Raw genomic sequence first — 16445 nt, forward strand, 5'->3', positions numbered from 1 at the left:
AATTCCCCCGTCTAGGGGGAGCCTCCCGGACCACAAGAAACATTTGGTAAAGATATATTACTCGCTTCAATTTGTGATTGATTTAAGCATTTCTACCGTATTTTCAGAAATTTGTGATACAATTGCCCTCTAAATAAACATTTTGACCAATGTAAATAATATTATCTCCCCTACACTGATACCCAATAAATAAAGGAAAACAGCATGAGTTTTAAATCGTTAGGTTTAATTGAACCATTACTTCAAGCCCTTAACGAATTAAACTACAAGGAGCCGTCCCCTATTCAAACGCAAGCCATTCCAAATGTATTATCAGGTAAAGACGTTCTTGCTTCGGCACAAACAGGAACAGGAAAAACCGCAAGTTTCGTATTACCTATCTTACAAAAACTCAGTTCAAAACCTCGGGCTAAAAATAATAGAACTCGTGTTCTCATTCTTACACCGACTCGTGAATTAGCAAGCCAAGTACATGAAAGCATCCTTGAATATGGGCGACATCTCTCAATTCGCTCTGCGGTAGTCTTTGGCGGGGTTAAAATTAATCCTCAAATGATGAGATTACGTTCTGGTGTTGAGATTCTGGTCGCCACACCCGGACGTTTGTTAGACTTGCATCAACAACGAGCCATACAATTCGATGAGGTGGATACATTAGTTCTCGATGAAGCTGATAGAATGTTGGATATGGGATTCATTCATGATATGAAACGTATTATTAAACACTTACCCAGAGACCGCCAAAATCTCATGTTTTCAGCAACGTTTACTGATGAAATTCGTAATCTGGTTAAAACCATTCTCAATCATCCTGTAGAAATTGATGTTACACCCCGAAATACAACCGTAGTTAAAATCAAGCAAACAGTCCATCCCGTAGATAAAAGCCGCAAAGCCGCTTTGCTGAGCCATTTGATCCATAAAAACAAATGGGGTCAAACTTTGGTGTTTTCCAAAACCAAACATGGTGCAAACAAATTAGTAAAGCAATTGGCAGATGCACAAATTCATGCAGCGGCAATTCATGGTAATAAATCACAATCCCAACGTACTAAAGCTTTAGCAGAGTTTAAATCGGGGGAGTTACATATTTTGGTGGCCACAGATATTGCTGCTCGAGGCATTGATATTGATCAATTACCTTGTGTGGTTAATTTTGATTTGCCTCAAGTACCTGAGGATTACGTTCATCGTATCGGACGAACGGGTCGCGCTGGTGCTTCAGGATTAGCCGTCTCATTAGTTAGTGCTGATGAGGTCAATCAATTACACGCGATAGAAAAACTAATTCAACGTAAATTAAGCCGTATTGAAATCGAAGATTTTGAACCCAATCACAATGTCCCCCAAACCAATAGTTGTTCAAAACCTAAAAAGCCTGTTCCGGATAACAAAAAGAGAACTACCTCAACGTTTAACAAACCAGGTAAAAAAAGATTTACCAAAAGTGCAGGTAAGAATAGCTCCAAAACTTAGTATAAAAACTTAAGACCGAAATCTAATTTGGAACTATTGAGACATTGTTTGATTGCTTCGATACGAGATATCTTAATTTTTGTAGAAATTTCACTACCTATATATTTCGAAGCGAGTTCTTTTGTATCAATAGATTGGGCTGCTTGAAAAGCTTGGTGTGCTTGCTCTATTGAGGACGAGTTTTGGGTGCATAAAGCAAAAACATGTAAACAATTGTTAAAACGTTCTTTATTTTGAAACGCGCCCATGTTTGTTAGTAGGTCAAATACTCCTTTTTCATCAAGCTCTTGGATCCGGCGGAATTGCGCTAAATGCTTATTGGTTAATAATGCCAAGTCTCGGTACTGACTAGGTACATTGAATTGCTTGCAAAACTTGATTATCTCTTCTTGAGTCAAATTATGCATCAATACAGCGAAACGGATGTGAGCTGAATCTTTATGATCAGCAGCTCGTTGTAAGGCTTTAACACTAATATCTGATATGTTCATATAAGGAAATAAAATACCATCCGCACCACATTTTTTAATCACTTCAAAGAAATTTGACGGATAGGCTCCCATAAGCGCTCTTTCTAGTTCACTCCATATTCGCTCAGTACTTAATTCGCTGACTTTGCCTTCGGCAACCATCTGTTCCATGAGCATTAACGTTTCTTTTGCTACTTGGAAACCTAAACAAGCGGCAAGGCGTGCCGTTCTGAACAACCGAAGAGGGTCTTCAACAAATGCAGGCGATACATGTCGCAATATTTGTTTCTCTAAATCAGTTTTCCCACTATAAGGATCAATCAACGCTCCCAGCTCGCCTTCCTCAACCGGCATAGCCATGGCATTTATGGTCAAGTCTCGCCGTTTTAAATCATCTATTAAAGTAATCGTCGGAGAGATATCAAACTCAAAACCTCCATGCCCATACCCTATTCGCTTTTCGTATCGAGCAAGAGCATATTCTTCTTTGGTTTCCGGATGTAAAAAAACAGGGAAGCTGTTTTCTTCTTGACCATTAGAGACTGGCTTATAGCCCAATGTCAGCATATCTTCTGGAGTAGCACCTACTACAACCCAATCGTTATCTTTTGGTTTAGAACCAAGCAGTTTGTCACGTACTGCCCCACCAACTAAATAAATCTTCATATCGCGTAGAAATATAAAACCTGTTCATAGTTCGAGCATTTTATATTTTTTTGGTTAAAATATCAACAAAATAGGCAATGCTTCGCTAAATCATTAGCAAGCAAAACGGTTTGATACTTCATTCAAAATTGAGTAAATCTTCCTCAGACTTGCAATCTTGGTTAAATAGAGCGAGGATAAAAAAGTTCTCACATACATAAAAATGAATTTATAGGCTGTGACGAAAATGAATCCAATAGAAGAACCTGTTACACAAACAACATCGTCTTATTTTACGTCCCTCTTTGTGGGAGCGCAGATTTTAAGCATAATAGTTGGCGTCGTATTTCTTTTTATTGCGTTTTACATGCTTCGGTCAAGAGAAAAAGAACAAAGACGCATTCAAGATGAATTTTTGTTTTATTTAATCTTGGGACTTTTTTTCATTTTTTTCTTTTTTCTAATCGAATATTTAGCATAACTTGGGCGAAGACATAATTAAGCAGAATCATTTGCAAGCCCCCAACTTTAATAAATTCACTCATGTCACAACTAGAAACTTTAAAATTCATTTTTTCTAATTCTGCTCTTAGTAAATCACAACCAGCTGGAATTATAATATGCTCATTACACACAATGGCATTACACCAAAATTTTCTTACCTCTTGTTCTGTAACATCGATTACTTCAATTGCATTTCTTATTTGATGTTGGGAAGCTTTAGTAAATGCGCCAGGCCACCAAATGACTCTATTCTTATCTATAGGGTGCATTGCTTAACTGATGAAACAATAGGAACTGTAGTTACATCAATGCACACAAGAGCGAAAAAGCAATAATCAAATCAAAACCTGGTTTTAATTTGAGAATGATTCGTTTTATTTAATCGTATGATTTGAAAGAAAATTAGTGGATTTAAAGTTAATCATTTCATTTTTTGATGCATATAGCACTACATCTTTAATTAGAATTGTAGGCATAAAACTCCTCAATGCTATTCCAATTGGATTAATAAAATGACTCAGTCAAGTTGAGACGATATTGATATTATATATAAAAAATAGTTATCAAATAAAAGACATTGAGTAAAACTAATAACTATTTGAATCAGCCAGAATCTAAATTTTGAATATTTTATGGAGTGATGTTTGCTCTACATCTCGCATAGGATTATGCTTGGAGAAATATAAATAAAAAGAAATAAGTGGATCTTCATCGGGAGAGAAGGATGCAAGGACAAACCAATCTTCGAAGCTCATGCCGAAGATTGTTTTTTTTAATATTCATAGGTTATGCAACTTCATCCGCAGCTATTGAGCCCACCCTAGCCAATCAGCCTCCAACGGTAGGTAATTTTTCTTTAGCAACATCACAACAACCAGGCCCATTTTTTTCTTTTGGTCAAAATATTGTTGATAAAAATCAATTAATTGTTTCATTTAATCCCGATTATTTATTTAGCCAGTCTCAACAGATTTTAGATATAACACCCTCCCTACTTTATGGAATTACAGACACGGCTTCTTTATTACTCACGCTACCTGTTGTTTCGAGTTATAAAAATAACAATCAAAATTTGTCGGGTATAAGTGATTTTGAGCTTGATTTAGAATATGCTTTTTATAATCACGACAACTCAAAATATTCAGATCAAGCCACTATTATTTTTTCTCCTACCTTCCCTATCAGCAATTTAAATACAATTTCTAAAAAGCTTGATCCAAGTAGACGTGTATCCGGATTTTCAAAAAAAAATGGTCCTTCTAGTTTCGATGCGATGACCTATTTCATTGGAGCGACTTACTCTCGTACTCTAATTGATTGGTATAGTTTTATTGCACCAGGAGTTTTATTTATCAGTAAACAGGATTCTATTCAGCAAGGCACACAGTATTATTATAATTTGGGAATAGGACGTAATATCAAAAGCGTGGAAAAAAAATATATATTTTCAGGATTGCTCGAATTTAATGGTGAGTATAGTGATAAAACCAAATTGGGCCCGCATGTTGTTCCTAATACAGGAGGAAATATTATTTATGCGACTCCTTCGCTCTGGTTTTCTACACCCAAACTAATTGCTCAGGTTGGTATTTCTTTACCTGTTTCTCAATATTGGTATGGCACTCAGAGTAATATCTCTTACTATGCAAGTAGCATAATCACGTGGACTATTCTTTAAAAATTTTTAGCAAAAATGATTTTAGGCTAGATCATCTATTGTTTCATGTAGAAAACTCAAGTTAAAAAAAATCCTATATCTTTTATGACTTTGATTTTATTACAAATCAATAGAGCCTATCAAAGTTACATCCGTTCATAAATATTCATTTTAATGTCCCTTGAAACACACATTGTATGTAAAAAAACCGTAAAGAATAATCATATTTATTTAAAAAATGTAAATGCTTAAACAGTGTTAATACTGCCTTAATTTTGATCACTTAAAATGCCAGTTACTCATCCGTAAAATCTAGTTAAAGAGGTAAATTATGCAATCAAAATATCAAGGTGATATGGGGTTTGATTTTGACCCTGATGATAACCAAGAAGTAAATAAAGAGGAGAGTCGAAGTATTGGTGAGCAAACTGCGACAAATGAGCTTAAAGACAACGTTACTTCGGAAACTAACATATCAGAGAGCCCAGAAGTCAGCGGAATACCTATACAAGAATATTTCGACACAGATTATAACAAATTCGACACAGATTATACTCAAAAAGAACAAGAGTCACAAAGTTACTCTGCAGAATCAACAAGCTCTTATGAAAGTGATAGCAGTATCCCCTCAACCAGCAGTTCAGAAAAAAATAGCGATCCCTGGGCAGGAGCTAAACTTCTATTAACACCTATTACTTTTATCGCAAATATTATTTCTACTCCCTTCAGCGCATTGAAAAATACAGATTCTAGTACCGAAAAGCAATTATCAACCGATGAGATTACTCCAGAACCAGTAATCGATGATAATTTTGATGGAGTAGACTATCAGGAGCATCAAAAAGATGTTGGCTCAACAAATAAAATTTTAGGGGCCATGATTGATACGGTAAAAGGGGCTGCACAAACAAATATCGAAGAATGCAAAAAACACAAGTTTCAATATCCAGAAAGAGAGAAACTTCATAATAAAACAGGTGGTACAGAGAATATTGAAATGGTAGGTGTCAATGTCTTTCTCGATAAAAGTGGGAAACCATTATTACCAGGTGCACGTAAATCGTTAAAGCAACACGCTAACGCAAAGCAAGAATCATTAAAGGAAAATAACTCAGAAATTCATCCTCCTAGTGAAGCAACTTCTCATGCGTTAAAAGAATTTGATATTGCTCATGAATTTGGCAAAGGTGAGGATGAATATGATCTAGCAGGCAGCTTAATTCATAAAGGAAAAGGGATTGTTGAACTAGTTGCTCTTGATTTGGAACCAATTCAGGGAGGCATCACTTCTCAACCTGGTTTTGTTCCTGACTCTGCCACCATAATAAGTAAAATCAGGGAACGTGAAAAGGCGCTTAAAAAGGACAGTACACCAACTATTAGTACAACCACTACTGAAAATGTTGAAGAAGGTTCAAATGATCTTTCATCTGTAAAAAAAGTATAGGTAGATAATCATCTAATGAAGACTTTTTAAGTCTTCATTAGATTTGTACGAACATATAACTACTGTGAGAAAGCGCTCATTAGGCCCAACCATTATCGATTTGAAAAGTCATTTGTGGTAATAAATTTTTCACTATGCTAACATAATGACACGCTGTGGATGTAATTAGTATAGGAGGAATTGACTATGGACGACGCGTTTGGCGATCCAAATATTGTAAGTGAAGTTCAAAACTCTCTCTCAGTTAGGGAAGCCCCTCCGCTATTAGAATCGGATAGTGAATCAGGAATTCCTGCGATTGATTATTTTGATACCGATTATAATCAAGTAGACATTGAACTTCAGGAAGCATATGAAAGTTCGCCTAGCTTTTACGAAACAAATAACAGCGATGAGGAACATTCATCTAATTTAAGTAGTAATGAACGCAATAAAACCGAACCTCGGACCTTTAATTCATTACTTACTCCAATTAATTTCGTTTTAAATTTTGCCGCAACTCAATTCACAGCTTTGAGAAGTGCTGTTTCAACTCGTTTAGATTTAACCCACCCTCAACTAGAAGAAGATGGTCCCGAATCATCTGACTTGACTTCATCAAAAAAAATTATGACATCTCTTGTGAGCCCACAAGCTCCTTCTTCTGAGAAAACCTTTACAACCCAAGATGAGATCTTAGATGAAGTTGGTGCATCCGCTGATGAAAATGGGATCTGCTCTCCAGTTGTTAACTTATATTTTGAGAAAAAATTAGGTTTTCGAGATGATAGCTTTATGAAAGGTAGCGCTGATCATATTTATGAAACAGCTATTAAAGAAAAATTACACCAAGTTGAATTAATTCATCAGGGAAAAGACGGTTTGCATGCGGTATTTGTAGATCATAATATTCCTTATAAGAAAACACAGGTTAAAGCAAGTGAAAGTGAAAGTGAGGAAACAGTGAAAGCGTTGCTCGAGGATTACGATCAGGTATTAATCACTTATCCAACAGTCCGTAAAGACGGAGAACGAGATAGGCACCAAATTTATATGGAAAAAATTGGGAGTACTCGATGTTCTCGTTTTGATGTCAATAAGCAAGGCGGTGTCGAAGAGATGCCCTGTACGCTGTTTTACCAAAAACTTGCCAAAAAAATTGCTAAAGCACATGATGAACATGATGCTGAGGAAGTAATCATAGCAGGAATAAAAAAGTAAAGTCCAAAGGGGGTATTTCGCCCCTTTTGCATCATAATCATAATCCCGTCTAATATAATTCCCCTCAGAATATCCATAATCTAGAGTTCAAAAAAAATGTTAATTAACAGTTGAAGATTCACTACCTAAAGTATTCTAAAATAATATGAACAATAAGGAGATTATAGGGATAACTAATGGATAAAGGAAAAATCATTCTATTAAATGGCTCCTCAAGCAGTGGGAAAACGAGTACGTGTCGCGCGTTACAGGACATGATGGAGGAACAATATGTCTTGCTCGGTCTTGATGTTTATTCACAAGCAACGCCCCCAAAACAAAACAATATGGCCACTATTGAGTCGAGGTATTTTTCAGCTGAAAAATACCTCAAGGACGGCTTGGAGTACTATAATATTTCGACAGGCCCCCTTTTGGATAAAGTTATCTGTGCTTCATTTTCTTCGATCGCTGCTTATCTTGACGTAGGTATTAATGTAATCTCCGATCAGCTTTTTTGGAGCCCTTTATGGTTTCAAGCAGCATTGAATGCTTTTATTCCTTACAAAGTTTTTTTTGTAGGTTTATTTGTTTCTGATGCAGAAGGTCTCCGTCGTGAATTACAACGAAGTCAAGCCGCTGGCGCTCATGACATCCAAGGAAACGGTCGGCCAGGAGGATGGAATCGTACGAGTGCATTAGTCACTCATCAAAATATGATCTATGATTTTTCAATAGACAATACGCACCTTTCAATTCAAGAAACCGCAAAAAGGATCAAAGAAGCTTTTGAGGCCACTTCAAATCCTACGGCATGGAAGAATCTTCATGAAATTTTCAAGCAAGAGTGTAATTTCACGCAAAATTGAGCGTTCAATTCAGCTCAATTTCTCTCGTTCTCTACTCACGGGGTTTAATAAATCCGATTTAGGTACAACATGATAAAGCGCTCTTAAATCAGTGATGGGAGTTTCAGCGACATCCCAAATATTCCATCCTTTAGAATACAAATTAATTTGCATTTGCGAGCCTCGATACCATGCCTCCCAAAACTCATAGGGATTAACGTCTACCTGAGAGGAGCCTGCAAGTTCATTGATCTTGATACCTAAGTAAAAAGAATATAGAACCGGAATAACGTGACCATCAATTGAATTTTTTTCCAACATTGTTGAAGTAAATACAGATACCAAGAGTTCACCATAAGGACTTGTATCATATTCACTTAAAACATGAAGTGAGTCATGGGGCATGATAAACTCATAATTAGCACCCTCCTCTTCGCCTGGGAATTTGTAATGATTCGTTTTAAACTGCATCCAAATATGATGACCAAAACTTTCTTCGGGTAAGTGACGAAGAGCCTCGTAACGTTGAGCAAGTTGAGGATTCTTTTTGTCGCCACGATAAGGAAAAAGCCAGTTTTCAATATCTTTTTCATTTTGAATATTTGGAAAAATATCAAAACTTTCAAGATTCTTACGCATAATATCTTTAATAAGCCACTGAAAATCTCCTTCCAAGGTTTTCTTTAATTGGTTTAGGTAATGTGGATAAATATTGACAGCCTTCGCATAATCAAAAACAGTTAGAATTTTTTCGCCATCAATGGTTTTATCCATCAAGGCCGTGACCACTAAAAAACGTAATACATATTCTGCTTTTCTCGCATCAGGGAAAACTTGGGCAAAACCTAAAAGTGGTGTGTCAATTAGATGTGTTAATTGCAATTCATCTGTATGGCCAAATACCTGAGAATATACCGCATTAAGGGATGATTGTTGTAGTGGTGTTAATGACTGTTTCCCCTGAGCCGTAGCAACATCTTTCATAGCAGATAAAAGATAAAAAATTTCTTTAATTTGTAATCCCACAATTATTCCTCAGCGCCGAACTCCCTTTGTTAAGGGAAAACGATTTTAGAACTCTATAATTAAAGTTTATCATATGATGGGTTAAAAAATATCCACCACTGAGTTGGAAAATAAGTTAGATAATCACTCTATTAGTATAAGCAAAGTGAAATGTCGTGGACCTAGGAATTCTTAAACGCTCATTAAATAAAGAATTTAACCATAATTGTAAAATAATACTCGAAACAAATGGGCAAAATGTAGTAAAATTGTGCAAGTCTTTTTAATATGTGGGATACTTCTTTGGAATCGATTGATATTGAAAAAAGTTTACAGGCCTTAGAAGCGCGTGTGTCTATGGTTGAAAAAATTAATGGCATGACCTCGACTACATCGAAACAATCTAGATCTATTAAAGATAAAAGAAGTACACAAAAATCAACATCTAAACCCATGTCGGGCAATTGGTTGGGGCTTGTAGCTTCCGTTTGTTTTATTCTAGCAGCGTGTTTCATAGTAAAATTATCAATTGAATCGGGATGGTTGACTCATGAAAAACAACTTGGAGTGGCTACATTATTTGGAATGGCATTATTTACAGGTGGAATCATTATTTCCAGTGCCGATCGAATCTATGCTTGTTTTTTACCAGCTGCAGGAGCAACGGTACTCTATTTAACTTGTTTTGCCGCATATCAGTATTATTTGCTTATCTCATTCCAAACGGTTATCGCCATATCAACGATTATCTCAGGGGTTTCTATTTGGTTTTATTTACGATTTAAGCATGATATTTATGCGATCGTTGCGGCCTTAGGCGCATACATCGCCCCCCTTGTTGCTGGAGTTGAGAATAACGCTATATTTTCTTTGTATTATTTCACAATTTGTTCGTTGAATTTTGCAACACTTGCTATTTGGGTGGAGTCACGTACGTTAACCATGATTTCAGCTTATTTGGCCATATCAATAACAGCAATAGTTGGGCTAAAACTTCATCAAGATGTGTTAATTGCTACGGCACTCGTTATTAATTTTCTAATCTACTCCATTGGCACTTTATTTCATACGCAGTTGACTAAAAAACATCTTACAGAGAAAGAGTCTTGGAGTCTGTTCCCAGTATTATTAATCTTTTATGCAATGGAATATTATTATCTCAGTCGTATTGACCCCACTTTGGCTTCTTGTGTTTCCTTAGCTTCAGCGGCTCTTTTAGTCGGGCTTTATTACTCAGCTAAAAGATGGTTTCCTGAGCGTCGTTTTAATAGTCGGAATGTATTGCTAACCTTTGTAACACTTGTTTGCTTTCATTCGATTTATCTTGGCCTTCTGCCCTTAAGTTTAAAACCATGGCTTTTTGCTGCAATCGTTTTTGGGTGCACCTTTTTCTATGCAAAAATCAAACAGATTCAATGGAGTATTCCCTTTTTAATTCCATTTGTGGCGCTCTCTGCTATTTTGGGGATTGAATACCTCAGTATATTAAGTCACTTAATTAGCAGTAAAGAGCTATCCTGGTCTGTAGTGGCTGGCGCTTCTTTTGCCAGTATTTGGTTTTTATTAATCCAAAATTACCAGGAATTAGCTAAAAAAGAAGAGTATTGCTATGTTTTGTTGGCAGCTTCTCATCTCCTTGCGATTATGAGTCTTTACCAGTTAACCATTGAATACAGTACATTGGCTGTATCTGCGTCCTGGCTTGCATACGTACTTATCATATTGCGAGTTTCAACTCTGAGAAACGATGTGCTTATTGCAAAATCGACCCTTCTCGTTTTATTTTTTGCTGCAGGTAAAGCATTACTTTATGATGCCTCATCAACACCAACAATTATTCGTACCTTATCTTTAATTCTTACCGGTGTTGTTTTATATGCATCGGGGCTTTTGATTAGGAAAAAAACAAACTGGAAAAGTACGCTAGTTTAAGACCAATGGATTATCTTGATTAGACTAACTGCAAAGGAATGCTTGAGTAATAAAAAATGTCGTATTTATTCCCACAATCCAAATAGTTGCTTTCATGAGTAGCTCTATGTAATATAAAAGTCCATGATTATCAGTTTTTTGCTATTTTCTGCATTTTATTTTTTGGCCTGAATTAAAAATCGAGAATCTATATATGCATATTGAGTTTAGCCTATTAAGGCTTTTACATGTTTTTGACTATCAAAAACCCAACGGAGAACCATGTCCTCTAGAGTTGTTTCGGAATAAAATAAATCCAATTGAGTTTTCAACGTGTATGCGTCATCTCTATCTATTCTCTGTCGAACAATTAGGAATGGATGGCGAATATTACAACGAACTACTGATGAAGTTGAGAACGCCTCGGTTACATCAGAAGTTACCGCATATAGAGGCACTGGAAGGAGCCGACGTCTATCGTTTTCTTTTATTTTGGGCCATTGGAGGATTAAATAAAAAGAAACCGTTTAATGATGAACGTATTTTAGGTGATCTGAGGAAAATGAGCAGAAGCTATGAGGTTTCCACATCACCTTATAAGAGAGAAACGTGGAGACAAAATCAAGCTGTTGTTCAAGCGTTACTAACAGATGCAAAATACTTATTAAAATTAACCAAAATTGAAATGCCTTTAGAAGAAAAGAAAAAACTTCTAACAACGGTATGCGCTCAATGTGCCTGGGTCAGAGAGAATGGCTTTTTTGATATCACTCCACGCATTGACTATGCTTCATTTCTTCATCCAAAAGAAATGTGTGTTCACCTTTATGGAACCCTCGAAATAAAACGTAGAAAACTCCATACAGAATTGGATAAAATTTCTTTAGATAAAAAATCGCTGCATTTTCTATTTTCACAGACTGTTGAGCAATTACAAAATAAACTAAAAAAGATTGATCAACTCCAAGCACTTTTAATACGTGAAGAACCCTCTTTAGTCCCCAGTGAGGGATTGGAGGAAACAACCCCCGTGAGTAGTATGAGTGGGAACCAAGTCATATAAATTGGATTCGTTTTACTTCTATGAAACACTATTTTTTATTGTGCAAGAAATCGTTGTTCCAATAATTTTTTTCATTCAATTTAAGTCGATTTAATGTAATCAAACTGAGTAAAGCAATTAAGCACAGCAAGTGCATAAAAGAATAAGCATCTGTGATACCGATAACACTGGTAATAAAACTGAATAAAGCAGAACAATTAAATTGGCAGAATAACGTTAACGCCAAAGCTAATGCCATTTGCTTGGGGAATGGACGTACAACTGCAGAAGTTGCACTGGCAACAATAAAACCAGTACCAAAATAATAGATCATCATTGGTATCACAAAACAAAGATAAACCATATCCGAAAATAAATGTGACATCCACATTAAACCCGCTGAGAAAGCAAAAAAATAAACGCCGCATGCGGTCAATTGTCTACTGGTGTAATGTTTAACTAATAGGCCACAACACGCAGTTCCTAATAAATGCATTATGGCCATAGCTGTCTTTGCAAGTCCATATTGGGTGGACGTCCATTGAGAACCTTTAATTAAAATAAACGATGCTGAAGTATTGAAAGCGGATTCACCTGCCATCATTAACGCTGAAATGAATAAGTACCCCACAAAAATAGGATGACGGAAAAAGGTAGTTATTATTTTTTTAAAATTCAAACTTATTGAATCATTAGATTTGGTCTCTTTCATACCGATACTTAGAGGAAGGAGAAAAAGAGCATACAGGGCAATAATTATTGATGCAGTCTGCCAACTCCAATGGTTATTAATTAAGCCTCCCAAAAAAGGTAAAAAGCAGATAAACAGACCTCCAAAAGTGAACAACCAAGCAAAATATTTTGTTGCATGCTGTTCATCATAGGTATCGTTAATCATTGCTCTTCCCATGAGCAAAGTCGCTCCTACAGCCAATCCCTGAACAAATCGGCAAAACAATAAAATACCAATAGAAGAGCTCCATGCCGCAAGAAAATTAGAGATCAAATACAAAAATAAACCTGAAATAAATATCAGTTTTCTTCCATAACGTTCGGAAAGCATTCCCCATAAGACCATACTTAATGCTTTACCCAATAAAAAAATACTAATTGTTAATTGAGCAATATTGGGTTCCACTTCGAAATATTCAGCTAATCTAGGTAAAGCTGGAGCAAGGAAATGAATATCAAGATTTCCAAAAAACCAGGTAAGCAATATGGCTAGAAGCATTTTATTGGTCATAATGTTCTGTCAGGGTAAGTATTAGAGATATGTGGCAAAAGATTGATAAAAACTCCATGAAGCCACAGCACGAAAAAAGCAAATAAACCATAAAGACCAGCATTAATCACAAAAAGCGTTGAATAAGAAAGCCAATTTAGCAGTAGACCGCCTAATAACAAACCAATGAGATTACCTAGTTTGGCAAACGAATTCGCTAAACCAAGTGCATAGCCCGGTAAAGAATAACGATCACTTAAAAGCGCAAATAATGCAGGTAATAAAGCAGCTAACACAACGCCCCATAGAATGCGAATAAAGGCAAAAAAAATAAGGTTGCTTATGCATGCTTGACATAGCATAAGAATGAAACCTAACACACTGTAATGAATTAAATAACGATGAACTAAAGACGGATCAGACCTGCATCGATCGAACTGACGGCCACACCATTCCGAACTCAACAGCATACCCGCCGCAGGAAAAGAATAAAGTAAGCCGATAAAAATTAAATTATGAGAAAACGAATCATTAATAAATAAAGATAATCCCGGATCAGGTAAAAATTTAATGATTTGAGTTAAGGTAATTAAAAAACACAGCGCGTATATAGGCTTCGAGTCTACGTTCAACGTATCGGTTTTATGACCTAAATTTTTACTTTCAGGTTTTGGGCTGGCTGGCAAGTAATAGTGCATAACAAGTGTGATAGTGAAACAAATAACCGTTGCTACTTCATATAATCCTTGATAATTAGTCGCTGTTAAGATTAGGCCTCCTGTGAACCCTGCCAAAGTTGTAGCAACCGCCTTTGCTGATTGTAAGCGTGACAACTGTCGACTTTTATGGTGCCATTCACAAAGACTTAACGAATAGGTTTGCATGGATACAATAAAACCAGCAAAAGCGCCCTGAACAATACGAATGATTAAAATCCAATTAAGGGAATTCACAAAGATCATACTCAATTGGGTAAATACCAAAGCCCACGCTGCACGCATAAGCATGGGCTTATAGCCATAACGATCCGCAGCAAGCCCCCAAATTGGTGTCATAATGATATTGGCAAGCATAGGAAATACCAAACTGAGCATGCTATAGAATACAGCACTCTGCATCGATATCTCCCCCTGCGATGCAATCAATAACGATAAAAAAGGATTCGTCATTTCTAAAGCCAAAATCATAAAAAATTGACTTATTAAAAGAAGCGATTGTATTGATTTAGGCATAAGCTCTGCTCAAAGGATTTCGAATCATAGAAAAAAGATCTTGGCTTTGATTTTCATGGAGTCGCATAGCAAGCAAACATTTTTGCTGCCAGGGCTGAACAAGCAATTGCTGTCGATACCAATGATGTATTCGGGGCTCAATCTCTGTTCGCAATTCCTCTAACAGATGATCTAGAATTTGTCTTACTTTTCGCCAGAGCATTGCCTTAGAAAGCTTATAATCCACACTCAAGCAATCAATCCCATAAGCCAAATTACTCAGTAAATTACCATGTATGAATTTATTGGTCAGCTCATTTAACCCAGAGCAGGTTATTGTGGAGTCTGGATGTAGTGCTGGTTTAGCCACCTTATCATAGAATGCGTGACTACAAATTTTTATACCTCCCAAATCACGCAGTACCAAACCAGAAGGACGATTTGCCTGAAAAATAACTAAAGTGTTTTGTTGGTGAGCCTCTAAAGCAATTCCATAACATAATAATAAATGCAGCTGGCTCGCTAAAATGCAGCGACAATAGTCCATAAAATAATCTACTGGATTACTTTGGTTAAGTTCGATGAGCTCACTTAATAAGGATCTTTGGCTCAGAGGTGAGCGTTTAAAAAGAGACGCAAGCGGCACAAGTTTTTGATTTAATCGAATCCATTGTAAAGGATTTTCACGAACTATAAGACCGAAATGTTTTTTTTCGTCATTAGGAATAGATGAATGTATTGCGTTGATCCCTGCTAAATCACGAGCTAAAAATAATTGCCCCTTATAATATTGATTTTGTGTAAGTAACTCATTGATCCATTGCGAGAGTGTAGACGAGTTACTTACCGAGGCTGGAGAAACAGTACGTAAAGATGAAGTAGTATGTACACCCACCGCTAATTTAAGATGAGGACCATGTTTTTCAAGCGGCATCATAGTACGAAATGACATCGATGGTTTGGTTTGTTGGTGCACTGGATTGATTATAAATTGATTTTCCTCGAATATAGATTTTGTTACTGTTTGTAATTTATTAGTCCATTGCCAGGGATGAATAGGAAATGGATAATAATCATCGGGGTTCAATTTTTTTAATCGTAACGCCTCACTCCACAAGCTGTATTCCTTGGGAAAATGATTGCTGAACAGCCAGTGAAAAGCGGACTTTGATGTTGAAATAAATGCAAGTGAATGGTGAATGGCAGCCCACCCAATTGTGACTTCGGAATTAAATTCCGGAGAATATTGCACAACCTCTTTACGATTAAACCCTATTTTGGCACGAAAGTTGGGATGAGATGGATGCCCCATGCAACCCCATTGTTCTAAAAAATTAAGTATTTGCTGTTGGCTTGAGTGTTCGATTAACCAAGACCATAAATTTGTATATCCCTTTGCCTGTTGCCGGATTGTTTTATGCCATTGATACTGATAAGCAAGAGCCAAGGCTTGATTTGCAATACTTTCATTTAACTCTTCATGTAATGAGTGCCAATATTTGAAATGAGTTTGTTGATTTTGAGAATAAATTTTCAGGAGATCAAGATAAGTAGTAATGGATGGACTCATTACTTTTTTATCAATTAATCCTTCTGAAATCGCAGATCTTCTTAGTCGATTAAAACACTGTTGATAAGAAGCGACAAGAAAATGCCCCATTTGTTTGGATGAAATAGGAAAATCAGTATTCGTTAATAATGAACGTAATTGGTAATTGAGTTCATTAGCATGAGTATTCGATAAAATCATACACACCACCCTCTTTATTGTCTTTCGATTACAGTTGTTACTCTTAGAAACAACGTTCCAATTGCCGATTTGCTCAGA

General features: G+C 36.3%; 13 protein-coding genes. 7 read left to right on the top strand and 6 right to left on the bottom strand.

What is annotated here, in order from left to right; all coding sequences use genetic code 11:
• Nucleotides 1-204: 204 nt before the first annotated feature.
• On the top strand, nt 205-1476 hold the full coding sequence (locus tag ACWTEW_RS06825) for a DEAD/DEAH box helicase (protein WP_454780958.1): 1272 nt from the start codon (nt 205-207) through the stop codon (nt 1474-1476).
• Here ACWTEW_RS06825 and ACWTEW_RS06830 read toward each other — a convergent pair.
• The gene (locus ACWTEW_RS06830) at nt 1473-2612 is read right to left on the bottom strand and encodes a tRNA nucleotidyltransferase/poly(A) polymerase-related protein (protein WP_454780959.1); all 1140 of its coding nucleotides are present in this window, start codon (nt 2610-2612) and stop codon (nt 1473-1475) included. The two genes, ACWTEW_RS06825 and ACWTEW_RS06830, sit on opposite strands and share 4 nt — an antisense overlap.
• Nucleotides 2613-3034: 422 nt before the next feature.
• On the bottom strand, nt 3035-3364 hold the full coding sequence (locus tag ACWTEW_RS06835; protein WP_454780960.1) for a hypothetical protein: 330 nt from the start codon (nt 3362-3364) through the stop codon (nt 3035-3037).
• A gap of 455 nt (nt 3365-3819) precedes the next feature.
• Here ACWTEW_RS06835 and ACWTEW_RS06840 point away from each other — a divergent pair, with 455 nt between their 5' ends.
• The 4 genes from ACWTEW_RS06840 (at nt 3820) to ACWTEW_RS06855 (ending at nt 8247) form a co-directional block, all read left to right on the top strand.
• Entirely contained in the window at nt 3820-4773 is a 954-nt protein-coding gene (locus tag ACWTEW_RS06840) for a hypothetical protein (protein ID WP_454780961.1), read from the top strand.
• 334 nt (nt 4774-5107) lie between these two features.
• Nucleotides 5108-6199 (top strand): hypothetical protein, encoded by a 1092-nt coding sequence (locus ACWTEW_RS06845; RefSeq protein ID WP_483099563.1) that lies wholly within the window; start codon nt 5108-5110, stop codon nt 6197-6199.
• Nucleotides 6200-6385: 186 nt separating this feature from the next.
• On the top strand, nt 6386-7399 hold the full coding sequence (locus ACWTEW_RS06850; RefSeq protein ID WP_454780963.1) for a hypothetical protein: 1014 nt from the start codon (nt 6386-6388) through the stop codon (nt 7397-7399).
• Nucleotides 7400-7575: 176 nt separating this feature from the next.
• Nucleotides 7576-8247 (top strand): phosphotransferase-like protein, encoded by a 672-nt coding sequence (locus ACWTEW_RS06855; protein WP_454780964.1) that lies wholly within the window; start codon nt 7576-7578, stop codon nt 8245-8247.
• Between the two features lie 9 nt (nt 8248-8256).
• Here the strand turns inward: ACWTEW_RS06855 and ACWTEW_RS06860 are convergent, their stop codons facing one another.
• Nucleotides 8257-9252 (bottom strand): hypothetical protein, encoded by a 996-nt coding sequence (locus tag ACWTEW_RS06860; protein WP_454780965.1) that lies wholly within the window; start codon nt 9250-9252, stop codon nt 8257-8259.
• A 267-nt stretch (nt 9253-9519) separates the two neighbouring features.
• Between ACWTEW_RS06860 and ACWTEW_RS06865 the strand changes: the two genes are divergently transcribed.
• Both ACWTEW_RS06865 and ACWTEW_RS06870 read left to right on the top strand, forming a co-directional pair.
• Nucleotides 9520-11163 carry a DUF2339 domain-containing protein gene (locus ACWTEW_RS06865; protein WP_454780966.1) on the top strand — a complete coding sequence of 548 codons (1644 nt, stop codon included), beginning with the start codon at nt 9520-9522 and terminating at the stop codon, nt 11161-11163.
• Between the two features lie 193 nt (nt 11164-11356).
• Nucleotides 11357-12205 carry a hypothetical protein gene (locus tag ACWTEW_RS06870; protein WP_454780967.1) on the top strand — a complete coding sequence of 283 codons (849 nt, stop codon included), beginning with the start codon at nt 11357-11359 and terminating at the stop codon, nt 12203-12205.
• A 28-nt stretch (nt 12206-12233) separates the two neighbouring features.
• Here the strand turns inward: ACWTEW_RS06870 and ACWTEW_RS06875 are convergent, their stop codons facing one another.
• Genes ACWTEW_RS06875 through ACWTEW_RS06885 form a run of 3 tightly spaced genes read right to left on the bottom strand, consistent with a single transcriptional unit; the run spans nt 12234 to nt 16367 of the window.
• Complete coding sequence (locus ACWTEW_RS06875; protein ID WP_454780968.1) at nt 12234-13427, bottom strand: MFS transporter; 1194 nt, start codon at nt 13425-13427, stop codon at nt 12234-12236.
• Nucleotides 13424-14638, bottom strand: coding sequence for an MFS transporter (locus ACWTEW_RS06880; RefSeq protein ID WP_454780969.1), 1215 nt, complete (start codon nt 14636-14638; stop codon nt 13424-13426). Before ACWTEW_RS06880 ends, ACWTEW_RS06875 begins: the two co-directional genes overlap by 4 nt.
• Complete coding sequence (locus ACWTEW_RS06885) at nt 14631-16367, bottom strand: IucA/IucC family protein (RefSeq protein ID WP_454780970.1); 1737 nt, start codon at nt 16365-16367, stop codon at nt 14631-14633. Before ACWTEW_RS06885 ends, ACWTEW_RS06880 begins: the two co-directional genes overlap by 8 nt.
• Between the last annotated feature and the right edge of the window lie 78 nt (nt 16368-16445).

The organism is Legionella stuttgartensis (assembly GCF_977063405.2).